Here is a 22,768-nt window from a genome sequence, read left to right as displayed (position 1 = left end):
CGGCGGGGGCCTTTGCCTGGAAAGAGCCTTGATTATGCCCCATCGCCGCGGCTGTGCCGTGTCGTCGCAGTGCAGGCACGGGCGCGTAGAATCGACCCATGAGCAGATTAGTCCTGATCGACGGGTCCAGTTACCTGTACCGCGCGTTCCACGCGCTGCCGCCCCTGTCCAATGCACAGGGCGAACCCACCGGCGCGCTGTTCGGCGTGGTCAACATGCTGCGCTCGACGCTGAAGGAGCGCCCGGCCTACGTGGCGTTCGTGGTCGATGCGCCGGGCAAGACCTTCCGCGATGACCTGTATGACCAGTACAAGGCCAACCGCCCGCCGATGCCCGATGAGCTGCGCAGCCAGGTCGAGCCGATGTGCCGCATCGTCGAAGCGCTGGGCATCAGCATCCTGCGCATTCCCGGCGTGGAAGCCGACGATGTGATCGGCACGCTGGCCCTGCAGGGCGTGGCACAGGAACTGAAGGTGACCATCTCCACCGGCGACAAGGACTTTGCCCAGCTGGTGCGCCCGGGCATCGAGCTGGTCAACACCATGACCGGCAGCCGCATGGATTCCGATGCCGCAGTGATGGAGAAGTTCGGCGTGCGCGCCGATCAGATCATCGACCTGCTGGCGCTGATGGGCGACGCGGTCGACAACGTGCCGGGCGTCGAGAAGTGCGGGCCGAAGACCGCTGCCAAGTGGCTGGCCGAGTACCAGCACCTGGATGGGGTGATGGCGGCCGCGCCGACCATGAAGGGCAAGATCGGCGAGAACCTGCGCGCCGCGCTGGAGCGCCTGCCGCTGAACCGCGAGCTGGTGACCATCCGCACCGACGTGGAGCTGGACGCCAGCCCGACCACGCTGGCCCTGCGCGAGCAGGACGTGCCGGCGCTGACCGAACTGTATACGCGCTACGGCTTCACCCAGGCGCTGAAGGAACTGAGTGCGCCGCTGCCGGCGCCGGCAGCCGCCAGCGAGGCCACCCCGAGCCTGCGCGGTACCGCCGCCGGCTTCGCCCGTGGCAGCGCCGAGGCGCCAGCCGCTGGCACGCTGGATCCGGCGCTGGCCGCACCGGGTGAATACGAGACCGTGCTGACCGTCGAGCAGTTGCAGGCCTGGGTTGAGCGCCTGCAGCAGGCCGATCTGATCAGCTTCGATACCGAAACCGATGCACTGGACGCGATGCGCGCGCGCCTGGTGGGCGTCAGCCTGGCGGTCGAGCCGGGCAAGGCGGCGTACATTCCGGTCGGCCACGATTACCCGGGTGCGCCGGCGCAGCTGCCGATGCAGGAGGTGCTGGATGCGCTGCGCCCGGTGCTGCAGGACCCGGCGAAGAAGAAGCTGGGCCAGCATGGCAAGTACGACCTGCATGTGCTGCGCCGCCACGGCGTGGACGTGCAGGGCTACCACGATGACACCATGCTCGAGAGCTTCGTGCTCAATTCCACCGCCACCCGCCACGACATGGATTCGCTGGCCCTGCGCTACCTGGGCTACAGCACCATCAAGTTCGAGGACGTGGCCGGCAAGGGTGCCAAGCAGATTCCGTTCTCGCAGGTGGGTATCGACGAAGCCAGCCGCTATGCGGCCGAGGACGCCGACGTCACCCTGCGCCTGCACCGCGCGCTGCAGCCGCAGCTGCTGGCCGAGCCGGCGCTGGACAGCGTGTACCGCGACATCGAGATGCCGCTGGTGCCGGTGCTGACCACGATCGAAGCCAACGGCGTGCGGATCGACACCGACGAACTGCGCCGGCAGAGCCAGGACCTGTCCTCGCGCATGCTGGCCGCGCAGCAGAAGGCCACCGAGCTGGCCGGCCGCAGCTTCAACCTGGATTCGCCCAAGCAGCTGCAGGCGGTGCTGTTCGATGAGCTGAAGCTGCCGGCGGTGGTGAAGACCCCGAAGGGCCAGCCCAGCACCAATGAAGAGGCGCTGGAGGCGATCGCCGACCAGCACGAGCTGCCGCGAGTGATCCTGGACTACCGGGGCCTGGCCAAGCTGCGCAGCACCTACACCGACAAGCTGCCGGAGATGGTCAACCCGGACACCGGCCGAGTGCATACCAGCTACCACCAGTCCGGTGCCGCCACCGGCCGCCTGTCCTCGTCGGACCCGAACCTGCAGAACATCCCGATCCGCACCGAGGATGGCCGCCGCATCCGCCGCGCGTTCATCGCCCCGGAGGGCTTCCAGCTGCTGGCGGCCGACTATTCGCAGATCGAGCTGCGGATCATGGCCCACCTGTCCGAGGACCCGGGCCTGGTGCGTGCCTTCGAGCAGGGCGCCGACGTGCACCGCGCCACCGCCGCCGAGGTGTTCGGGCGCACGCTGGAGGAAGTGACCCCGAACGAGCGCCGCGCGGCCAAGGCGATCAACTTCGGCCTGATGTACGGCATGAGCGCCTTCGGCCTGGCGCGCAACCTGGGCATCGACCGTGGCCAGGCGCAGGACTACGTGGCGCTGTACTTCAGCCGCTACCCGGGCGTGCGCGACTTCATGGAGCGGATGCGCCAGCAGGCCCGCGACCAGGGCTATGTGGAAACCCTGTTTGGTCGTCGCCTGTACCTGAACGACATTCATGCACGTAACCAGGGCCTGCGCGCCGGTGCCGAACGCGCGGCGATCAACGCGCCGATGCAGGGCACCGCCGCCGACATCATCAAACGCGCGATGGTGGACGTGGACCAGTGGCTGCGTGACAGTGGCGCACCGGCACGGATGATCCTGCAGGTGCACGATGAACTGGTGTTCGAAACCGAAAGCAGTTTCGTTGAAGACTTGCGTTTGCAGGTGGTCGAGCGCATGTCGCAAGCGGCCAAACTGCGGGTGCCGCTGGTGGTCGATACCGGCGTCGGCAACAACTGGGACGAAGCACACTGAGGGTGTTTCAGGCCGAAAACGACGTGAATTCGTTCATTCGTCAGAGGTTTCTGACTCGATCATGAATGTTGTCCTGATCGAGGTTCATTAAATTGGGCCCCTTCACGAACCGTTAGTGTTCGGAGTGCTTCTATAACTCTCGACAGGCGCAACGCCTGTTGTGGATCTCTCCCATCCCCTGGAGCAGATCTCGGAACGGGGACTCCTCCCCAAGTGCCCGTTCCCCGGCCCCGTTGACCTCCCCCTGGTCAGCGGGGCTTTTTATTTGTGCCGTTGCCAGACGCCATCGCCTGCGCCACGCTGGGCCACCGCTCCGCAGGGGAAGACCATGCCCGACCTGTTCGCTCTGGCCATGCCGTGGTGGGAGTTCATCCTGCGCGCGGTGGTGGTGTATGTCGTGGTGCTGGGCATGGTCCGGCTGGGCGGCAAGCGGGCCCTGGGGCAGATCACGCCCTTCGACGTGCTGCTGATCGTGCTGCTGGGCAACGCGGTGCAGAACGCGCTGCTGGGCGCTGACACCTCGCTGGGCGGCGGCCTGCTGCTGGCGGCGACCCTGATCCTGCTGAACTACGGGGTGGGCTGGCTGACCACCCGGAACCGGCGGATGGAGCGGTTGATCGAAGGAGAACCCACCGTAATCGCGCGCGATGGTCGCCTGTTGGAGGGCGTTCTCCGCCGCGAACTGATCAGCCGGGCCGATTTCGACGCCGCACTGCGCCAGCAGGGCGGTCTGCGGATCGAGGACGTGCAGATCGCGCTGCTGGAGACGACCGGACACATCACGATCATCACGCAGAAGGGCACCTGACTTGTAGCACCGAGCCCAGGCCCGGCGCGACCAGGCTGCCCCTCACAGCCAGTCGCGCGGGGCCAGGTAGTCGGCCAGTCGCGATTCTGCGCTGCCGGGTTCAGGCGAGAAGCCGTACTCCCAGCGCACCCGGGGCGGCAGGCTCATCAGGATGCTCTCGCTGCGGCCACCGCTCTGCAGCCCGAACAGGGTGCCGCGGTCGTAGACCAGGTTGAATTCCACGTAGCGGCCGCGGCGGTACAGCTGGAACTCGCGTTCGCGTTCGCCATGGGGTGTGTCCTTGCGCTGCTGCACGATCGGCAGGTAGGCGTCGAGGAAACCATCGCCGACCGCACGCAGATAAGCGAAGTCGCGCTCGAAGTCGCCGTGCAGGTCGTCGAAGAACAGCCCGCCGACGCCGCGCGTTTCATTGCGGTGGCGCAGGAAGAAGTACTCATCACACCAGCGCTTGTGCGCGGCATAGCGTTCGTCGCCGAACGGCGCACACAGATCGCGTGCCACCTGGTGCCAGTGCTGCACGTCCTCGTCGAACGGATAGAACGGGGTCAGGTCGAAGCCGCCGCCGAACCAGCTGGCCACCACTTCGCCGTCGCGCTGCGCCTGGAAGAAGCGCACGTTGGCATGCGTGGTCGGCACGTAGGGGTTGAGCGGGTGGAACACCAGCGACACGCCAGTGGCACGCCAGGAGGCGCCAGCCAGTTCCGGACGGTTGGCCGAGGCCGATGGCGGCAGGCGGCTGCCGGCCACGTCGGAGAAGCCGATGCCGGCCTGCTCGAACACCGCACCGTCGCGCAGCACGCGGGTACGCCCGCCACCGCCCTCGGCACGCTGCCACAGGTCTTCCTGGAAGCGGGCCTGGCCATCGACGGCCTCGATCGCCGCACATATGCGGTCCTGCAGGTCGGTGAGATAGGCGCGCACGCGCTCGAATTCGTTCATGGCGCGTACTTTACCGCAGGGCCCGCCCGAAGCTGTGGGCAGGCCCTGGCCGGCTCAGCGCTTGCGGTTGGAGTTGCGCGGCGGGATGCCCCCTTCCGCCGCATCTTCCATGGCCTTCTGCAGGGCGCGGCCCAGTTCCAGTGCTCTCCAGTTGCCGGTTTCCAGCACGTCGCAGGCGACGTGGTGGCCACTGCCATCGGCGTTGCAGAGCTGTTCCAGCGTGGCACGGGCATCCACCTCGGGGCTTTCTCCGTGGGCGGTGACCAGATTCTCGCAGCCCTCGCGCACGCCCGCGCGGCACACGGTGGTGAAGTGGGCAGCCGCCTGCGGCCACTGCTCGGACAACGCGAGGCGGTTTCCGAGCACATGGCAGCCCTGCAGACTGCCCTGTGCGCAGCACGCATTGGCACCTCCATCGGCCAGTGCCTGCGGGCAGTCCTCCGGTAGCGGCAGCACCGTGTACTGCTTCGGCGCGCTGCAGTTGGAAGGGCCTTCGTCGGTGGCGGTGAACACCTTGTAGCGGGTCCAGTTGTCCAGGCCCAGGAGCTTGCCACCCGGCAACGGGCGCAGCACGAAGTCGCCGCCCTTGTCGTGACGAATGCGGATGTCGCCGTCTTCGATCCGCGCACGCAGCTGGCTGTTCCCGCCGTTGCCGACCAGGCCTGCATCGCCGAACGTCAACGTATTCATGAAGCTGCCATCGGAATGGAAGCTGCCGCACGGCAGCACCGTTGCCGGTTGTGGCCTCAACGCTGGGCCCACTGCCTGCAAGCCGGGCAGGCGGGCGCAGTCGCCGCCTTCACCGCCCGTTGCGCAGGACAGGGCCAGTGCCCGCACTGCTTGCAGGTGGTCGCCCGAGTCCCAGGCCAGTTCAGCCACGCGCTTGCAGAAGCGGTCAGAGGGCATCTGCTGGCAAAATTGCAGCAACTGCATGCGCCGTCCGGATGGAACCACTACGGGTGCGTATGTGGATGCCAGCGAGCTCATCGTCTCAAGCATCGCCGCACCCATCACGGCCCTGATGACCTTTTCCTGCAGCGCTTTATCGGCTTCCAGTGCAGCCATACAGGCGGGCGTCCCGTTGTTGAAGCCATCCTCGCGGCACGGGGCGGGCAGCTCGATGCCGGCCAGCGCCCTATCGACGACTGCTTTCTGTTCGGATGCCCGGGTCTCGGCCGGCGCCCTTGCGTCGTCATGCCAACGATCGGCCAACTCAAGACACAGGCCGGGCACACCCTCGCGACACGCTGCTTCCAGTGCGGCCGGCGTCGCCTCGTGACGATTGTCCAGGCAGGCCGCCGCATCGGCTAGGCAGCTTCCCTCCGTCGGCGCGGCTGCAGCTGCGCACACTGCCGGTACCTGCAATCTAAAGATCGTGTCACTCATCTCGACAGTGCGGCCGCGATCGCGTATCCGCAATTCGCGAACCGCACCGTATTCCAGATTCACCAGCTGCAGCTTCCCATCGATCTGCTGAAAAACGACTGGAGATGGTGCGCTGCCGAAGAACGCTTGCTCGCCGCGGTTGGCTGATTGGACGCGCAGCGTGCCGCTGCCTTCTTCGGCCTTGAACAGGCCGCACTGCGGCGATTGCGCGGCGGCCATCGGCGCAGCCAGCAGCAATGCCCAGGTCAGCCAGTGGCGGCACGGTGCGGGTGAAAGCATGTCGTCTCCTTGACGATCGAACGAAAAACGCAAAGTGCTACGGCGAACCACGGCCCTCGCGCGGGGACGTGCATTGTGCCGTGCCCGGCACGCGCTGGTAACGCTGGTAGCCGGTGCGGGCATCCATGCCGAGCAGATCGCCATTGCCAAGCTGACGCAGCACAAGGGTTTCGCCGTCCTGCTGCAGTTGCACGGCGCCGTCACGCAGGTGGGCACGGGTGCCGTCGCCGATCTCGAGCGTGCTGTTCACGTCAGCGCGGTAGCGACCGCACGGTACGTGCTGGAGTGGAACCAGGCGCAGGTCAGCGCCAAGGCCACGCAGCGGCGCGATGCGCTCACAGGCGCTGACGCGGCCGCCTTCGCAGACCACCTGCAGGGCCTGCACCGCCAACGCCGGGTCCAGCGCAATCAACTGCTGCTCGGCAACCTGGGTGCAGAAGCGGCCGCCGCGCTGCTGCAGGCAGAGCTTCTGGAGCCACGCGCGTGCTGTGGTGGGCAGAGCGGCAGCGTCATCCGCTGCAGCACGCTGCAGGCCTTCGTCCACCTGCCCGGTCGCGTCGCGCGCACCTTCGCGCGTCCGCTGCAGCAGCGCCGAGCAGGCCGCCCCCACGCCTTCATCGCAGGCGCGTTGCAGCTGCGCCAAGGGCGCGCCAGGCAAGCGTGCGAAGCAGTCGCTGCCCGCCGCCTGGCAACTGCCGTGCGCAGGCGTTGGCGATGCCGCGCAGGCCTGCGCAGTGTGCAATGTGTAGCTCACCACCCCGTCGTCTACGGTGCGTCCGTCGTCGCTGACGTGCAGGGGTTGCGCCACGCCGTCATCAAGCAGCAGCAGGCGTGGCTGTGTCGGGCCGCGGTCGATGCGCAGAGGCGCGCGTTCCTGACCATCGAGAGCGCGATAACCGGTAGTCGATGATTCGAACACCAGCGCCATGCCGCCATCGGTGCTGCGATACTCGCCACATCGCAACGCGTCGGCGAACGCAGGCAGCGCGGCGAACAGCAGCAGTGCGGGGAGCAGGGTCAGCAAGCGCATGCGACGGCCCTTGTCGCGCGGGAAAGGGGTATGGCTCAGTGGAAGCGCGCGCGCACGTCGGGGCGCAGCAGTCGCCAGGCCAGCCAGCCCTGCAGGCCGAGAAGCACGAACGACATGCCGACCACGGTCAGCGTGATCAGCCAGCGTTTCAGCTGCAGCTCCTGCAGCAGGGCCGGGTCATCGGCCAGCAGCGGAATGAAGTCGCCCATGAACAGGTCCAGCCACCAGGCGGCTGCGAAGTTGGTCAGGGCACTCAGCAGCAGCAGTACCACGAAGCTCCACAGGCCCCAGCGACGTTCACGCAGCAGGCCCCAGCTGGACACGGTCGAGGCCAGGCACAACAGCGCGACGACCATTGACGCGGCCACCGGGTGCGCCAGCAGCCAGACCAGGCTGTGCAGCTGCTGTTGCTGCACTTCGCTTTCCACCAGGTGCCACAGCGTGAGGTTCTGCAGCGGCCACAGCACCAGTCCCTGCAGCACGAAGTAGATCGTCAGCAGCAGTGACAGCCAGAACGAAGCCTGTGCGACCGGGCGCACCCAGGCGTGATAGGCCGGGGAAAGCGGCGAGGGGATCGACGGGATCGACATTGACATCCGATGTCCTTGCAGTCGGCGCCCGCCTGCTCAGCGGGCCGTCACCCGGGTGGCGACCGCCGGCAGGATATGGTGTTCGCTCAAGGGTGCCAAGGGCAGGCCGTGCGGTGGCTGCAGCGGCACCCAGGCCAGTTCGGCGATCTCCGCGCGTGCCTGTGGCATGCCGTCCACCTGCACCCACCAGGCCTGGGCCTGCACGCGGTGGCCAGGCTCGTTCACCGCCCAGTCCTGGAACGTGCCCAGCGCGATGGAGGCATCGGTGCACAGCTGCACGCCGAGTTCCTCGTCCAGCTCACGGGCCAGCGCCTGCAGTGGCGCTTCGCCGGGTTCGGGCTTGCCGCCGGGCTGGATGAAGCGGGTGGCGCCGTGCTTGCGCACCACCAGCGCCCGGCCGCGGTCATCCAGGATGACCGCGGCCACGATATGGATCGTGGCCGCGGCGTTGCTCACTTCAGGTTCTGCTCGAACAGCTTGAGGATGCGCTTGTACTGGTCCAGCCAGGAATCGGCGCGGACGTAGCCGTGGCGCTCCAGCGGGTACGGAGCGATCGACCAGTTGTCCTTGTGCAGTTCGATCAGGCGCTGGGTCAGGTTCACCGAGTCCTGGAAGAACACGTTGTCATCCATCATGCCGTGGGCAATCAGCAGGTTGTCCTGCAGGTTCTGCGCGTACTCGATCGGCGAGGACACGCGGTACGCCTCCGGATCGATGTCCGGGGTGTTGAGGATGTTGCTGGTGTAGCCGTGGTTGTACTGGTGCCAGTCGACCACCGGGCGCAGCGCGGCGCCGGCCTTGAACGTGCCCGGCGAGCGGAACAGCGCCATGAAGGTCATGAAGCCGCCGTAGGAACCGCCGTAGATGCCGGCGTGGTCGCGGTCACCCTGCTGGGTGTCGACCAGCCAGTCCAGGCCGTCCTTGTAGTCTTCCAGTTCCGGGTGGCCCATGTTGCGGTAGATCGCCGTACGCCAGTCGCGGCCGTAGCCCTCGCTGCCGCGGTAATCCATGTCCAGCACGATGTAGCCCTTCTGCACCAGCAGGTTGTGGAACATCTGCTCGCGGAAGTAGGCCGGGTAGCGCTGGTGCACGTTCTGCAGGTAGCCGGCGCCGTGCACGAACATCACAATCGGGTACTTCTTCCCCGGTTCCTTGTTTTCCGGTTCGTAGTACTTGGCCCAGACCACGCCGGCGCCATGCTTGGACGGCACTGCCACCAGCTTTGGCTGGATCCACTGGCGCGCCTTGTAGTCGGCGGTGCGGGTGTCGGTCAGCACGCGGGCCTGGCCACCGGTGCTCGGCAGCACGGCCAGCTGCGGCGGCAGGTAGGCGCCGGAATAGCGCACCAGCAGCTGCTGGCCGTCCGGCGACAACGAGAAGTCTTCCACGCCGTTGAGGCTGGTCAGCTCGCGCACCTGGTGGCTGCCGGTATCGACCGCGCAGACTTCGTAGTCATGCGGCGCCTGCTGGTTGCACAGGAAGTAGAAGCCCTTGCCATCGGCCGACGGCACCGGCGCCGAGGTTTCCCACTTGCCGCTGGTCAGCGCCTGCGGCTTGGCCGTGCCGGCCTGGGTGTACAGGTGCGAGAAGCCCGATTCCTCCGACAGCAGCCACAGCGTGCGGCCATCGGCCATCCAGCCGAAATCGTTGAAGCCCCAGTTGATCCAGCCGTTGTCGGTCAGGCGATGACGGTTCTGCACGCGGCCATCGGCAGCGTTGACGCTGATGATCCAGCGGTCCTTGTTGTCGTTGGCACGCAGCATCACTGCGGCCTGCTGGCCATCGGGGCTCCAGCGGATGCCACCGCCCATGAAGTCGCTCATCACCTGCAGGCTGCGCTCGCCCTTCAGCGCGTCCTTGCCGGCCTTGCGGCGCAGCTCGGCCAGCGGATCGGTGCTGATGCCAGGCAGGCCGGCCAGCGAGACCTTCTCGGCCTTGCCGGTGCGCACGTCCACGTACCACAGGGTGTGCGGTTCGAAGCCGTTGCGGCCGACGCGGGTGCGGGTGTCTTCGGTTTCCTCGTAGCCCGACTCGGTCACGTACAGCGGCATCTTGCCGCCGCGGCCGTCATCGAAGTCCTTCGGCTTGGTCACCACGATCAGGTGGGTCAGGTCCGGCGACAGCACGCTGTCGGCGATCTCCACGTCGGTGCCCAGGTACACCGGGCCCGGCGCGCGGGTCGGGTCGGCCTGGCGCCAACGCTGGTCCTGGTCCTTCAGTGCTTCGCGCTGGTCGCGGTCGCGGCGCAGGGTTTCCAGCGTGCGCAGCTGCTGGTCACGCAGCACGTCGGCCTTCGGCGGCGTGCGCGGATCCTTCTCGGCCTTCAGGCTGGCCACCTGCTGCACGCCGCTCGCGGCGGTCCAGTGGAACCAGTTCTGGCCAACGCGCCAGATCACGCCATTGTCGGCAGCAAAGTTCACGTTGCCCGCGCGCTCGTTGCTGCGGGTCAGCTGGGTCAGCGCGCCGCTGCGCAGGTCGCGCACGAACACGTCGCCATTGCGGACGAAGGCGCTGCGGCTGCGGCTGCGGTCGTAGACCGGCTCGGCCACGTCCAGGGTGCCACGCTGGTCATCGGCCACCTGTGCGGCCACGCCACCGGCCACCGGCTGGCGGAAGGTATCGCGCACCGGGCTGCCGTTGCGCTTGAGCTGGTATTCCACCTGCTGGCTGTTCCACGACCACCAGGCCTTTTCGACCGGCGGACCGATCCAGTCCGGGTCGGCCATGGCCTGTTCGATGGTGATCGGCGTCGGCGCGGCATGCGCAGCCGGTGCGGCCAGCACGGCCGACAGCAGGAGGGACAGGGGCAGCACTCGGGACATGGGCGGACGGCACCAGAAGAGGAAACCGGCCAAGCGTAGCAGCCGCAAGGGCCCGGGGCAGGGGCCACAGGTCATGGCAGCGGGATTGGCAAAGTGGTGCAACCGGTAGCCGGCCTCGCGCATCCATTCTCCTGAACCCGCATCATCCACCGAACAGGAGCCCGACCATGCAGGAACTGATCCCGATCACTCTCTTCATCTGCATCGCCTACGCGATCCACGCCATTGCCGATGCCCGCGCCCGCAGCAAGCTGGTGGCCCCGCACGTGCCGGAGGAAGTGATCCGCTCGCTGGCCGTGCTGGAAGAAGAACGCCGCCGCCAAGGGGCGCTGCGCTGGGGCATCAGTCTGGTCTGCCTGGCGTTGGCCATGGCCCTGCTGGAAGCCATCGGTGCCCGTGACCTGACCTTCGGTGCCGCCGCCGCGCTGGTCGGCAGTGCTGGCCTGGGCCAGCTGCTGGCCTGGCACTTCACCCGTCCTGCCGCACGCAAGGGCTGAGCCGGCCCATGCCACGGGCACAGGGGGCGCCGCGCAGATGAGCCTGCTCGGCGAAGCACTGTCGGCACTGCGGGGCCGTCGTCGCCACGAAGCAGCGGCGATGGCGGCACCCGCCGCACCGCTGGATGCGGACCAGGCCCTGGTGCGGGCCATCATCGACGGCTCGCAGGCGGCGTTTTCGCAACTGGTCGAGACCCACCAGCGCACCTGCGCGCATGTGATCGGGCGCATGGTGGGCGACCGCGATCAGGTGGCCGACCTGCTGCAGGAAACCTTCCTGGCCGTGTTCCGCCAGCTGCAGCGCTTTCGTTTTGAATCCTCGCTGCGCACCTGGGTTTCCCGGGTGGCCTACACCACCGCGCTGCAGCACCTGCGCCGGCGGCGGCTGGAGGCGCAATGGATGGTGGCGGTGGAGGTGCCGGAGGAACTGGGAATCGGCGATGAAGGACCGGGGCCGGCTGAACTGAGCGAGGCGCTGCAGGCGGGGCGCCATCTTGGCGTGGCGCTGGAGCGGTTGAGTGCACCGCAGCGCCTGATCGTTGGCCTGCACTACCTGGAGGACTTCGACCTGGTCGAGATCGAGCAGGTGACCGGGCTGGCACGCGGTACCATCAAGAGCCACCTGCACCGCGCGCGCCAGGTCCTGAAGCAGGAACTGACGCGGCATGCCGCCGCCGGAGAACTGCTGTGAGCCCATCGACCGATCCTCGCGATGCGGAAGAACGCGCGCTGGCGCAGGCGTTGCGTGAGCAGACGCAGCAGGAAGAAACGCCGGATGTGAGCGAGGCGCTGCAGAAGCGCATTGCCGCTGAATCGCGCGACAGTGGCGTGGGTTATGTGGTGGTGCAGGTGGTGTTGTTGGGGGCGTTGGTGGCTGCCGCAGCCTGGTATTTCTGGGTCTAGAAGAACGCTGACGCCTGCACCTCATTCTGGACGCTTTTTCCTCCAACACCTGATCAGATGGCCAGGCATCGGGCGTGATCTGCAAATCGACAGTTGGTCTTCCGCGTCAGATTCCGTCACATCGGTCTCGTCGTCGGTGGCGATGGCTCTATCCAGGACCTACGAGCTGCGTGTGTTTCCTGAGGAAAGTTGCAAATCCCATGTCTCCACTTGAGGCGTAGTTTCACAATCAGAGATTCTCAACCATCAGCTTCCAAAGGCATGGAGTGAGAATCACATGGACAGGTGCGCGAGTAAGCCAATGCTGGATGCAGTTGGATGATGCTCTACTACGTCCAGCTTTCGCTTGCCCGATTCAAGCAGAGAGTCGGCACTCATCTGGCAATCGCTCTCATGCTGGGTGCGGGGGTAGGGATCACCACCGTGATGCTTTCCATTGTTCTCCAGGCATCGTCGGATCCCGCTCCAGGCCGGAGCTCGGCACTGTTCCGCCCTTACCTTGACGCGCGTCCAGATGCACTGCGCAGTGGTTCCCCGGATCCGGGACAGGCACTGACCTGGCCGGATGCGAAGGCGCTTCTGGGCCAGGGGAGGTTGTGGAAGCAGGCCGCCATGGCGGGCGGGGCGGTGACGCTCTCCCGGCCGGGAGCCGCCAGCGCAAGGCTGCGTGCGAGGTTCGCAACGTCCGAAGTGTTCAGTGTTCTTGGCATTGCTGTTGTTGAAGGGCGCGCATGGACCGCCGAGGAGGGGCATGCTGCGAGTCGTATAGTGGTCCTGTCGCGTGCGCTCGCCGAGCGCGAGTGTGCGCAGGACTGTGTTGGTCATCGGTTGGAACTGGGCAGGCGCACCTACACTGTTGTGGGTGTCGCGGAGGACTGGCATCCGGTGCCGATGTTTCAGGGAGACCTCACGCGCAGGCCGTTTGTGGAGCCTGACGAGATCTACCTGCCGCTTGAAACCGCAATCGCAGACAAGCTGACTGTTTTGGACGGGACTGCGATCTGGGGTGGTGACCAGGACACGGATCCTGCAGGGGCCAACGTTTCCTGGCTTCAATTGTGGGCGTGGCTGCCCACCGCAGACGATGTCGCCGCTTACCGCGCGAGTCTGAACGCCTATGCGCATGAAAAGGGGCTTCGGATCGAGCCAGGCGCCCAGCAGGTGGCACTCTGGCCGTTGATGGATTGGCTGGACAGGCTGGGATTGGTTCCGGAGCAGGCCAGGATGCAGCTTCGGTTGTCGCTGATCCTGCTCGGCGTGTGCATCGTCAACGCGGCGGCGCTGCTGAGCTTCAGTCTGGGGCGCCGTCGGCGGGAGCTCGCGATACGACGTGCACTGGGAGCACGACGCCGAGACGTGTTCATCCAGCTCATGTGGGAATCCATCGCGGCGGGCGTCGCAAGCGGTGCGCTCGCTGTCGTCACCTATACGCTGGGAATACGGGTGGTTGCTGCGGGAGACGTTCTGCCCAGCGCGATAACAGCGATGCATGCCGGGGCAATGCTGATGGCGGCTGGTCTGGGAGTCGTCACGACGTTGCTCTGTTCATTGGTCCCATCGTTTGAAATCTGCAGGGTCAGCTCACTGTCGAGTGCCTTCGCGAAGGGGGCTGCCTGAAATGTTCGAATCAATGAGGGAGACTCGACGACATCTGGGAAGCGCCGCACTGCTTGCAGTGCAGGCTGCGCTTGCAAGCCTGGCATGTGCGTTCGCACTGCAATCTGTGCTGGACAGCTTCGCCAGATTGAACACCCGCAGCATCCGGGACGCAGTATCGATTGGTGTGGTCAGGGTCTCGGATGTCGAAGAAGGCGCTGATGCTGCAGTGCTGCGGGCAGACCTGTCCGCGATCCGGCTGCCCGGTGTTCAGGGCACGGTTGTGAGCGACGCTGTTCCGTTCGGGGGAAGAGCCCATCGATACGGTGTGTGCACCAGCGAGTCGGCCATGGCGTACTCGATGAACGCGGGTACGACAGACGTTGCTGGATGTGATCGCATTCCTGTGGTAACTGCCAGCTCTGGCTTGCTGGCGATGCTGGGCGCGGGAATCGTCCTGGGGCGGGATGCCACAGAGGACGACATGGCTGAAGGTGCTCCGGTGGTGCTGATCAGTGAAGCGCTGGCTGCCCGTCTGTTCGGAACGGAGCGTGCTGTTGGCCGCCACCTGCATTTCGGCCCCGGCAGCAGCCGGGTCATCGTGGGCGTATTTGCGTCTGTTGCTGGACCGGCACCAGGAGGCAATGAGCGAGACTTGCAGTGGGCGCTGCTTCCGGGCCTTCCCATGGGCGCCAGTCGCTATTATCTGGCGAAGTGGAGGTCGGAGGTTGATCGTTCTTCGCTTGATCGCATTGTCGATGCGCTGCAGCGGCCCTATCGGATCGTGAATCCGGCGGGTGTCGAGACGCTGTCGGGATATCGCGACGCCTACGTCAAAGCCGATCGATTCGCTACGACCGTGCTCGCCATCATGACCGCGGTTGTTCTGGGTGTTCTGATGGCAGGAGTTTCCGGGGTCGTAGGTGCGTGGCTCGATCGACGCCGGCAGTCCATCGGGATCCGACGCACATTGGGTGCGCGCGGATCCGTGATCTTTGCCGAAATCATGTTCGAGGTTTCACTGTTCACCACGTTGGGCGCCCTGCTCGGGGCGATGTCGTTGCAGTGGATAGGGTCGCCGCAGGACGGCATCACAGGGTCACCGTGGGTCTCGATACTGAGCGCTGTCGTGCTGGTGATGGCGACCTGCTTGACCGCACTGGTACCCCGGGCCCTGCGAATCGCCAAGGAGCCGCCCTTGACCCTGCTGAAGCCCCTGTAGCCCGTTCATCCTGTCATCCAGCTTCCCTGCGACAAAGTGAAGCAGCGCGTCACCCGGTCGCATCCCACCTTAACGAAATCCTCCTAAAGTGGTCCGGTATCCCACCGGTCGCAGGCAGGAGGCGTCCCTTGGACGCGTTGTTGTTGTCCCGGATCCAGTTCGGATTCGTCATCAGTTTCCACGTGCTGTTCCCCGCCTTCACCATCGGCACGGCCAGCTGGCTGGCCTTCATCGAATGGCGGTGGCTGCGCACGAAGTTGCCCGTGTGGCGCGAGCTGTATTTCTTCTGGCAGAAGATCTTCGCCGTGTCGTTCGGCATGGGCGTGGTCAGCGGCATCGTCATGGCCTTCCAGTTCGGCACCAACTGGCCGCGGCTGAGCGAGGTGGCCGGCACGGTCATCGGTCCGTTGCTGACCTATGAGGTGCTGACCGCGTTCTTCCTGGAAGCCAGCTTCCTCGGCGTGATGATGTTCGGCTGGGGCCGGGTCTCGCCGCGCCTGCATTTCTTCTCCACCTGCATGGTGGCGCTGGGCACGCTGTTCTCCACGTTCTGGATCCTGTCGTCCAACAGCTGGCTGCATACACCGGCCGGCTACGAGATGGTCAACGGCATCGTGCATCCGGTGGACTGGTGGCAGGTGGTGTTCAACCCCTCGTTCCCCTATCGCCTGGCCCACATGGCGCTGGGCTCGTTCATCACCACCTGTTTCGTGATCGGTGGCGTCGGCGCGTGGTACCTGCGCAAGGGCACACATGTCGAGGCCGGACGGCGCATGCTGATCGCGGCGGTGGCGTTCGCGGCGCTGACGGTGCCGGTACAGATCTTCGTCGGCGACATGCATGGCCTGAACACGCTCAAGCATCAGCCGATGAAGATCGCGGCGATGGAGGCGCATTGGCATGAAACCCAGGAAGGCGAGGGCGTACCGCTGGTGGTGTTCGCGCTGCCGAACGAGAAGGAAGAGCGCAACGATTTCGAAGTCGCCATCCCGAAGCTGGGCAGCGTGATCCTCACCCACAGCCTGGACGGCACCTTCGATCCGCTCACCTCGGTGCCGGCCAGCGAGCGGCCGCCGGTGACGCCGGTGTTCTTCGCCTTCCGCATCATGGTTGGGCTGGGCACGCTGATGCTGCTGCTGGCCTGGGTGTCGGCTTTCCAGCTGTGGCGCAGGAAGCTGCTGGATTCGCCGTGGCTGCTGCGCGGCTGGAACTGGATGCTACCCAGCGGTTTCATCGCACTGCTGTCGGGTTGGTTCGTCACCGAGATGGGGCGCCAGCCGTGGGTGGTATATGGCGTGCTGCGCACCGCTGATGCGGTCGGCCCGCAGAGTGCGTGGATGACGGCGTTGTCGCTGGGTGTCTATGTGGTTGGCTATGCCTTCGTGTTCGGCTGGGGCATCTGGTACCTGGTGAAGATCCTGCGCCACGGGCCGCAGCCGTATGCCGAGGGGCCGTCGCTGGACCATGGCAGCCATACCCCGGCACGTCCGTTGTCGGCCGCCGATGAACCGCTGGAGGAGCGCTGACATGGACCTGATGACCTGGCTGCCGGTGGCGTGGTTCGCGGTGATCGGCTTCGGCGTGCTGATGTACGTGGTGCTGGACGGCTTCGTGCTCGGCATCGGCATCCTTGCCCCGTTCGCCGAGGACGAGGAACAACTGGACCTGATGATGAACACCGCCGCGCCGATCTGGGACGGCAACGAGACCTGGCTGGTGCTCGGTGGCGCTGGCCTGCTGGCGGCCTTCCCCAAGGCCTATGCGGTGCTGCTGTCGGCGCTGTACCTGCCGGTGCTGCTGCTGGTGGTGGCGCTGGTGTTCCGCGGCGTGGCCTTCGAGTTCCGCTTCAAGGCGCATCGATCGCGCCGGTTGTGGAGCGTGGCGTTCGGCCTCGGTTCGCTGCTGGCCACGTTTGCCCAGGGCGTGATCCTCGGCACCCTGGTGCAGGGCATCCCGCTGGTGGACGGTGTCTATCAGGGCGGGCCGTTTGCCTGGTTCAGCCCGTTCGCGATGCTGACCGGTGCCGCACTGGTGGCCGGCTATGCGCTGCTGGGCAGCACCTGGCTGATCCTGAAGACCGAAGGCCGCGTGCAGGCGCTGGCGCGGCAGATGACCCGGCCACTGGTGGTGGCGGTGATCGCGGCGATGGGCCTGGTCAGCAGTTGGCTGCCGTTCCTCGATTCGCGCCTGATGGCGCGCTGGTTCAGCGACGGCAACTTCTGGTGGCTGTCGCCGGTGCCGCTGCTGACCCTGGCGGTAGCCGCCGCGCTGTGGCGCAGTGCCACCCACCCGCGCCGCGACCTGCCGCCGTTCCTGCTCAGCCTGGCCCTGTTCGTGCTCGGCTTCCTCGGCCTGGTGCTGGGCATGTGGCCTTATCTGCTGCCACCGTCGATGACCCTGTGGCAGGCCGCCGCGCCGGCGTCGTCGCTGGGCTTCACGCTGGTCGGACTGGTCATATTGCTGCCGGTCATCCTCGGCTATACGGCGTGGTCCTACCGGGTATTCCGCGGCAAGGTGCACGCCGACACCGGTTACCACTGATCGATTGAAGACGGGGCCTGCCGGTGCCGGGCCCCGTGTTGGGAAATGTGAAACCTGCACACCCTGCGCGGGACGTGCTAGCGTGCGCTCCTTTCCGGCGGCCAGGGGGGCAGCCGGCGACGTCCTGGACGGACGCACGGCTGCAGGAACGGGGGGCCGCCGCGCGTCGCCGTAATGGCTCGTGCCTATCGTTCTCCCGTTGAAGCACCATCGCTAAATGATCGAATTCTCCATCGTCGACTGGGCTGCCTGGGCGCCCGGCCTGAGTGAGCGTAGCCAGTGGCTGGGCTGGGCCGATGCGCCGTACCTGCCGCACGGCGCGGACACGCCGGCGCTGGCCGAAGTGCCGGCGATGCAGCGCCGCCGCATCGAGCGGCTGGGCCGGATGGCGATCCAGGCCGCGTGCTGGTGCGAGGACGGGCAGGGCGCCGACAGTGACGTGCCGCTGGTGTTCGCCAGCCGCCACGGCGACGTGGCCCGTTCGATGGACCTGCTGGGCGCGCTGGTCGGCGACCAGCCGTTGTCGCCGACCGGATTCGGCCTGTCCGTGCACAACGCGATTGCCGCGCTGTATTCCATCGCCCGCGGCCACCGCGGCAACTACCTGGCGCTGGCGGCGGGCCAGGCCACGGTGGAGACGGCTTGCCTGGAGGCCGTCGGCCTGCTGGCCGACGGTGCCCGCGAAGTGCGGGTGGTGGTCTATGAGTCGCCACTTCCGGAAATTTACGCGACGTTCGCCGACGAACCCGACCCGTTCTTTGCCTGGTGCTGGCGCCTGACCGCCCCGGCAAAGGGCCGGCCGACGCTGTCGCTGCAGTGGCAGCCGGCCAACGCCCAGGCCAGTACTGCGCCCGGCCTGCTGCCGCATGCGCTGGACCTGCACCGGTTCCTGTTGTCCGGCGCGCCAGCGCTGGAACACGTGGCCCACGGCCAGCGCTGGCGCTGGAGCCGCCGTGGCTGAGCTGCTGCGCCGCCTCGACCACGCCTGGCGGGTGTTTGGCACCGGCCTGAGCTTTGTCGCATTTGGCCTGGGCGGCCTGCTGCTGGGCGTTCTGGTGATGCCGGTACTGCTGCTGATGCGTGACCCGGTGGCACGCCGCCGCCGCGCCCGACGCGTGGTCCAGGTCGCCTTCGCCAGCCACCTGCGGCTGATGCGCGGGCTGGGGGTGATGACGTACGAGATCGAGGGCGGCGAACGCCTGCAGCGCGACGGCCTGCTGGTACTGGCCAATCACCCGACCCTGATCGACGTGGTCTGCCTGATCTCGCTGCTGCCCAACGCCGACTGCGTGGTCAAGCGGGCCGTGGCCTGCAACCCGTTCATGCGCGGTCCGGTACGGGCCGCCGGCTACATCTCCAATGACGATGGCGCCGGCCTGGTCGATGACTGCGTGGCCGCGGTGCATGCCGGCGGCACCCTGGTGATCTTCCCGGAGGGCACCCGCAGCGTGCCCGGGCAGCCGCCACGGCTGCAGCGCGGGGCCGCCAACATCGCCGTACGGGGCCGCCTGGACGTCACCCCGGTGCGGATCACCTGCAGCCCGCCAACGCTGACCAAGGGGCAGAAGTGGTATCGTGTCCCCTCACGTCGCTTTCACGTTCGGCTGCAGATCGGCGAAGATATCCCGATCGCGCCATTTCTGGCCGAAGACGACTCGCCAAGGGGGGATGCCTTGGCAGCCCGTCGCGTCACCGAGCACCTTTCTCGTTATTTCGACCTGTCTGGAGATCCGAACCGTGCAAGCACTTGAGCACGAGATCAAGGAATTGATCATTTCCTCCCTTTCGCTGGAGGACATCACGCCGGAGGACATCGATCCGACCGCCCCACTGTTCGTCGAGGGCCTCGGCCTGGATTCGATCGACGCGCTGGAGCTGGGCCTGGCGCTGCAGAAGAAGTACGGTGTGAGCCTCTCGGCCGATTCGGAAGAAACCCGTCGCCATTTCTCCAGCGTGCGCGCGCTCGGCGAGTTCGTCGCCGCCCGCCAGTCGTAACGGTGCCAGGACCTGCCATGACCAAGAATGAACTGTTCGAACGCATCGTCAGCATCCTGACCGACAGCTTCGAGATTGAAACCGCCCGGATCACCCCCGAGGCCCGCCTGTACGACGACTTGGACATCGACAGCATCGACGCGGTCGACCTGATCGTGCAGCTGAAGCCGTTGCTCGGCCGCAACCTGCAGCCGGAAGCGTTCAAGGCCGTGCGTACCGTGCAGGACATCGTCGATGTGGTGCACAGGCTGCTGCCGGACCAGGCAGCCGCCTGACCGCAGCGCCGGCGGCTCCACCATGGCACGCGCACGCACGGTCGTGGTGGCTGCGATCTCGCTGGCCTACCCGGTGCTGGTGTACCTGGCGATGGGCCGCTTCGAGCCACGCTGGTTGTCGCTGCTGCTGTTCACCCTGGCCCTGCTGCGCGCGCTGAGTACGCGCCAGCCGCTGTGGTGGGCCGCGGCCGCCGGCACCGGCCTGCTGGCGGTGCTGGCCACCGTGCTCAACCAGGCCCTGCCGCTGAAGCTGTACCCGGCGCTGGTCAACGCAGTGATGCTGGCGGTATTCGGCACCAGCCTGCGTTTCGGCCCGCCGCTGGTGGAACGTCTGGCACGGCTGCAGGAACCGGACCTGCCCCCGTTCGCGGTGGCCTATACCCGCCGCGTCACCCAGGTGTGGTGCGGCTTCTTCGTTCTCAACGGCAGCCTGGCCCTGCTGACCGCGCTGTACGCGTCGGACCGGGCCTGGATGCTCTACAACGGATTGTTGGCGTACGTGATGATGGGCGTGTTGTTCGCAGGTGAGTGGCTGGTGCGGCGGCGGGTGAAGGCGGCGCACGCGCATGGCTGAGTGGATTGCCCTGGACCGGCTGCTGCTGGAGGCGCGGCCGCAGCGCAGCGTCGGCCTGTGCGACGGAGACATGGTTGACCACGCCTGCTTCCGCCAGCGCGTGCTGGGCTGGCGCGCCGCCTTTGCGGCGGCCGAAGGCCGTGACTGGGCCCTGTATTTCGATGATGCGGTGGCCTTTGCCGCTGCGTTGTTCGGTGCCTGGCATGCCGGCAAGCGGGTGTTCCTGGCTGCCGACAATCTGCCGGCCACGCTGCAGGCGCTGCAGCCGCAGGTGAGTGGTTTCGCAGGCGACGTGTCCGCCGATTATCGTCCGCTGGCGGCGCTGGACGCCGCACCGGACGAGGGTCTTCAGGCGCTGGACGAGCGCGCCTGCGAGCTGTGCGTGTTCACCTCCGGCAGCACCGGACAACCCAGTGCGATCAACAAGCGCATGGACCAGCTGACGCGCGAGGTGGACGCACTGCAGGCTGCGTTCGGCACGCAGCTGGAAGGCGTGCAGGTGCATGGCACGGTGTCGCACCAGCACATCTATGGCCTGCTGTTCCGCGTGCTGTGGCCGCTGGCTGCCGGCCGCCTGATCCATCCACGCCGGTTCTTCCACGAAGATCTGGTGGGTGCGCTGGCCGGTACCGATACGGTGCTGGTCGCGACCCCGGCCCACCTCAAGCGCCTGCCCGAGCAGCTCGACTGGGCCAGCCTGCATGGCCGCCTGCGCGCGGTATTCTCCTCTGGCGGCCCGCTGCCGGAAGAAGCCGCACGCCAGGTGCGGCAGTGGCTCGGCGTGGCACCGACCGAGGTCTATGGCAGCAGCGAGACCGGCGGCATCGCCTGGCGCCGCTGGGACACCGACCTGCCGCCGTGGCAGCCGCTGCCCGGCGTGCAGTGGCGCATCGAGGAGGGCTGCCTGGCGGTGGCCTCCGCACATCTGGAAACCCCGGATTGGTGGCGTACCCAGGACCGCGTTGAAGCGTTGGCCGATGGCCGCTTCCGCCTGCTGGGCCGCGCCGACCGCATCGTCAAGATTGAAGAGCGCCGCGTTTCGCTGGATGCACTGGAACGTGCGTTGCGCGAAGACGCCGAAGTGGATGACGTGCGCGTGCTGGTGCTGCCCGGGCAGCGCGAGCAGCTGGCCGCGGTGGTGGTACCGGCCGACCCGACGTTGCTGGAGGGCGGTGAGGCCGCGCGCCGCGCGCTGGGCCAGCGCCTTGGCACACGCCTGGCACAGGCTCATGACGCGGTCACCCGGCCGCGCCGCTGGCGGCTGGTGCCGGCGCTGCCGATCAACGCACAGGGCAAGGTCACCCAGGCGGCACTGGCAGCGCTGTTCCAGCCGCTGATGCCGGTGCCGGTCTGGGATCACCGCGATGCGGCCAGCGCCACGCTGCGGATGACCCTGGACCCGGCGCTGCGGCCGTTCCAGGGCCACTTCCCGCAGGCGGCGATCCTGCCCGGCGTGGCGCAGCTGGACTGGGCGGTGCGGTTTGGCCGCCAGGTGTTCGCCATGCCGGCAGTGTTCCTGCGCATGGATGCGGTGAAGTTCCAGCACGTGGCCCGCCCGGGCGATGAGCTGACCCTGCAGCTGGATTGGGATGCCACACGCAGCGTGCTGGCCTTCCGTTACACCTCCAGCCACGGTGTGCATGCCAGCGGCAAAGTGGTCTTCGCCGATGCGGACTGATCCGGCCGTTGCCGGTGCCGCGTTCGCGCCACTGGTGGTGATTCCCGTCTACGACCACGAGCACGCCATCGCGGCGGTGGTCGACGGCGTGCAGGCCGCCGGCCTGCCATGCCTGCTGATCGACGATGGCTCGCATGAGGCGTGCGCGGCAGCATTGCGTTCGCTGGCACAGCGCCAGGGCGTCGACCTGCTGCGTCTGGACGTCAACCAGGGCAAGGGCGGGGCGATGCTGGCCGGTTTCGCCGAAGCCGGCGCGCGAGGCTACAGCCACGTGCTGCAGATCGATGCCGACGGCCAGCACGATACCCGCGATCTGCCACGCTTCATCGAAGCGGCGCGCGCCCATCCCGAGGCGGTGATCTGTGGCATTCCGGCCTACGACGCCAGCGTTCCCAAGGCGCGCCTGTATGGCCGCTACGCGACCCACATCTGGGTCTGGATCAACACGCTGTCGCTGCATCTGCGTGACACCATGTGCGGCTTCCGCGTGTATCCGCTGCCGCCGGTGCTGCGCCTGATCGGTGAAGAAACCATCGGCCGGCGCATGGATTTCGATACCGAAGTGATGGTGCGCCTGTACTGGCGGCACCTGCCGGTCGAGCACCTGGCCACGCGCGTGACCTATCCATCCGATGGCGTCTCGCACTTCGATGTGTGGCGCGACAACGTGCGCATCAGCCGCATGCACACCCGCTTGTTCTTCGGCATGCTCTGGCGCGCACCGCGCCTGCTGTGGCGCCGCCTGCGGGGGCAGCGCTGA

The 22,768-nt window shown here is 67.0% G+C and carries 22 protein-coding genes; 16 read left to right on the top strand and 6 right to left on the bottom strand.

Annotated features, from left to right (window positions below):
- The first annotated feature begins 98 nt into the window (after window positions 1–98).
- Both polA and ACSYS9_RS23715 read left to right on the top strand, forming a co-directional pair.
- The gene (gene polA / locus ACSYS9_RS23720) at window positions 99–2,873 is read left to right on the top strand and encodes a DNA polymerase I (RefSeq protein ID WP_071228608.1); all 2,775 of its coding nucleotides are present in this window, start codon (window positions 99–101) and stop codon (window positions 2,871–2,873) included.
- A 328-nt stretch (window positions 2,874–3,201) separates the two neighbouring features.
- Window positions 3,202–3,681, top strand: coding sequence for a DUF421 domain-containing protein (locus tag ACSYS9_RS23715; RefSeq protein WP_071228607.1), 480 nt, complete (start codon window positions 3,202–3,204; stop codon window positions 3,679–3,681).
- Window positions 3,682–3,723: 42 nt separating this feature from the next.
- Here the strand turns inward: ACSYS9_RS23715 and hemF are convergent, their stop codons facing one another.
- Genes hemF through ACSYS9_RS23685 form a run of 6 tightly spaced genes read right to left on the bottom strand, consistent with a single transcriptional unit; the run spans window position 3,724 to window position 10,727 of the window.
- Window positions 3,724–4,620 carry an oxygen-dependent coproporphyrinogen oxidase gene (gene hemF, locus ACSYS9_RS23710; protein WP_071228606.1) on the bottom strand — a complete coding sequence of 299 codons (897 nt, stop codon included), beginning with the start codon at window positions 4,618–4,620 and terminating at the stop codon, window positions 3,724–3,726.
- Between the two features lie 54 nt (window positions 4,621–4,674).
- Window positions 4,675–6,285, bottom strand: a complete 1,611-nt coding sequence (locus ACSYS9_RS23705; RefSeq protein WP_071228605.1) for a hypothetical protein — start codon at window positions 6,283–6,285, stop codon at window positions 4,675–4,677.
- A 37-nt stretch (window positions 6,286–6,322) separates the two neighbouring features.
- The gene (locus ACSYS9_RS23700; RefSeq protein ID WP_071228604.1) at window positions 6,323–7,315 is read right to left on the bottom strand and encodes a hypothetical protein; all 993 of its coding nucleotides are present in this window, start codon (window positions 7,313–7,315) and stop codon (window positions 6,323–6,325) included.
- Window positions 7,316–7,350: 35 nt separating this feature from the next.
- Window positions 7,351–7,911: a hypothetical protein gene (locus tag ACSYS9_RS23695; RefSeq protein WP_071228603.1), complete on the bottom strand. Its 561-nt coding sequence runs from the start codon at window positions 7,909–7,911 to the stop codon at window positions 7,351–7,353.
- A gap of 30 nt (window positions 7,912–7,941) precedes the next feature.
- Window positions 7,942–8,361 carry an NUDIX hydrolase gene (locus tag ACSYS9_RS23690; RefSeq protein ID WP_071228602.1) on the bottom strand — a complete coding sequence of 140 codons (420 nt, stop codon included), beginning with the start codon at window positions 8,359–8,361 and terminating at the stop codon, window positions 7,942–7,944.
- Window positions 8,358–10,727 carry a S9 family peptidase gene (locus ACSYS9_RS23685; RefSeq protein ID WP_071228601.1) on the bottom strand — a complete coding sequence of 790 codons (2,370 nt, stop codon included), beginning with the start codon at window positions 10,725–10,727 and terminating at the stop codon, window positions 8,358–8,360. The genes ACSYS9_RS23690 and ACSYS9_RS23685 overlap by 4 nt, the downstream gene beginning before the upstream one ends.
- A 167-nt stretch (window positions 10,728–10,894) precedes the next feature.
- On the opposite strand from ACSYS9_RS23685, the gene ACSYS9_RS23680 reads away from it, so the two are divergent.
- The 14 genes from ACSYS9_RS23680 to ACSYS9_RS23615 all read left to right on the top strand — a co-directional run bounded on the left by ACSYS9_RS23680 (window position 10,895) and on the right by ACSYS9_RS23615 (window position 22,768).
- Window positions 10,895–11,224 carry a hypothetical protein gene (locus ACSYS9_RS23680; protein ID WP_005414880.1) on the top strand — a complete coding sequence of 110 codons (330 nt, stop codon included), beginning with the start codon at window positions 10,895–10,897 and terminating at the stop codon, window positions 11,222–11,224.
- A 37-nt stretch (window positions 11,225–11,261) separates the two neighbouring features.
- Complete coding sequence (locus tag ACSYS9_RS23675; RefSeq protein WP_071228600.1) at window positions 11,262–11,915, top strand: RNA polymerase sigma factor; 654 nt, start codon at window positions 11,262–11,264, stop codon at window positions 11,913–11,915.
- Window positions 11,912–12,127: a hypothetical protein gene (locus ACSYS9_RS23670; RefSeq protein WP_071228599.1), complete on the top strand. Its 216-nt coding sequence runs from the start codon at window positions 11,912–11,914 to the stop codon at window positions 12,125–12,127. Before ACSYS9_RS23675 ends, ACSYS9_RS23670 begins: the two co-directional genes overlap by 4 nt.
- Window positions 12,128–12,445: 318 nt before the next feature.
- Window positions 12,446–13,744, top strand: coding sequence for an ABC transporter permease (locus ACSYS9_RS23665; RefSeq protein ID WP_440568676.1), 1,299 nt, complete (start codon window positions 12,446–12,448; stop codon window positions 13,742–13,744).
- 1 nt (window position 13,745) lies between these two features.
- A complete protein-coding gene (locus ACSYS9_RS23660; RefSeq protein WP_071228597.1) occupies window positions 13,746–14,945 on the top strand; it encodes an ABC transporter permease in 1,200 nt (399 codons plus the stop codon).
- 128 nt (window positions 14,946–15,073) lie between these two features.
- Window positions 15,074–16,471 carry a cytochrome ubiquinol oxidase subunit I gene (locus tag ACSYS9_RS23655; protein WP_049462287.1) on the top strand — a complete coding sequence of 466 codons (1,398 nt, stop codon included), beginning with the start codon at window positions 15,074–15,076 and terminating at the stop codon, window positions 16,469–16,471.
- 1 nt (window position 16,472) lies between these two features.
- Entirely contained in the window at window positions 16,473–17,486 is a 1,014-nt protein-coding gene (cydB, locus tag ACSYS9_RS23650; RefSeq protein WP_005414876.1) for a cytochrome d ubiquinol oxidase subunit II, read from the top strand.
- A 217-nt stretch (window positions 17,487–17,703) separates the two neighbouring features.
- Window positions 17,704–18,447, top strand: a complete 744-nt coding sequence (locus ACSYS9_RS23645; RefSeq protein WP_071228596.1) for a beta-ketoacyl synthase chain length factor — start codon at window positions 17,704–17,706, stop codon at window positions 18,445–18,447.
- A complete protein-coding gene (locus ACSYS9_RS23640) occupies window positions 18,440–19,237 on the top strand; it encodes a lysophospholipid acyltransferase family protein (protein WP_071228595.1) in 798 nt (265 codons plus the stop codon). Before ACSYS9_RS23645 ends, ACSYS9_RS23640 begins: the two co-directional genes overlap by 8 nt.
- Window positions 19,224–19,481, top strand: a complete 258-nt coding sequence (locus tag ACSYS9_RS23635; RefSeq protein ID WP_005411610.1) for a phosphopantetheine-binding protein — start codon at window positions 19,224–19,226, stop codon at window positions 19,479–19,481. The genes ACSYS9_RS23640 and ACSYS9_RS23635 overlap by 14 nt, the downstream gene beginning before the upstream one ends.
- A 17-nt stretch (window positions 19,482–19,498) precedes the next feature.
- Window positions 19,499–19,756 (top strand): acyl carrier protein, encoded by a 258-nt coding sequence (locus ACSYS9_RS23630; RefSeq protein ID WP_006402206.1) that lies wholly within the window; start codon window positions 19,499–19,501, stop codon window positions 19,754–19,756.
- Between the two features lie 22 nt (window positions 19,757–19,778).
- The gene (locus ACSYS9_RS23625) at window positions 19,779–20,330 is read left to right on the top strand and encodes a hypothetical protein (RefSeq protein WP_071228594.1); all 552 of its coding nucleotides are present in this window, start codon (window positions 19,779–19,781) and stop codon (window positions 20,328–20,330) included.
- Window positions 20,323–22,008: an AMP-binding protein gene (locus ACSYS9_RS23620; RefSeq protein ID WP_071228593.1), complete on the top strand. Its 1,686-nt coding sequence runs from the start codon at window positions 20,323–20,325 to the stop codon at window positions 22,006–22,008. Before ACSYS9_RS23625 ends, ACSYS9_RS23620 begins: the two co-directional genes overlap by 8 nt.
- Window positions 21,998–22,768 carry a glycosyltransferase family 2 protein gene (locus tag ACSYS9_RS23615; RefSeq protein ID WP_071228592.1) on the top strand — a complete coding sequence of 257 codons (771 nt, stop codon included), beginning with the start codon at window positions 21,998–22,000 and terminating at the stop codon, window positions 22,766–22,768. Before ACSYS9_RS23620 ends, ACSYS9_RS23615 begins: the two co-directional genes overlap by 11 nt.

This window comes from Stenotrophomonas sp. STK17_22, from assembly GCF_051983905.1.
GTDB classification, from domain to species: domain Bacteria; phylum Pseudomonadota; class Gammaproteobacteria; order Xanthomonadales; family Xanthomonadaceae; genus Stenotrophomonas; species Stenotrophomonas maltophilia_A.
Note: the sequence above shows the minus strand (reverse complement) of the source record. Positions and strands in the feature narration are given on the sequence as shown.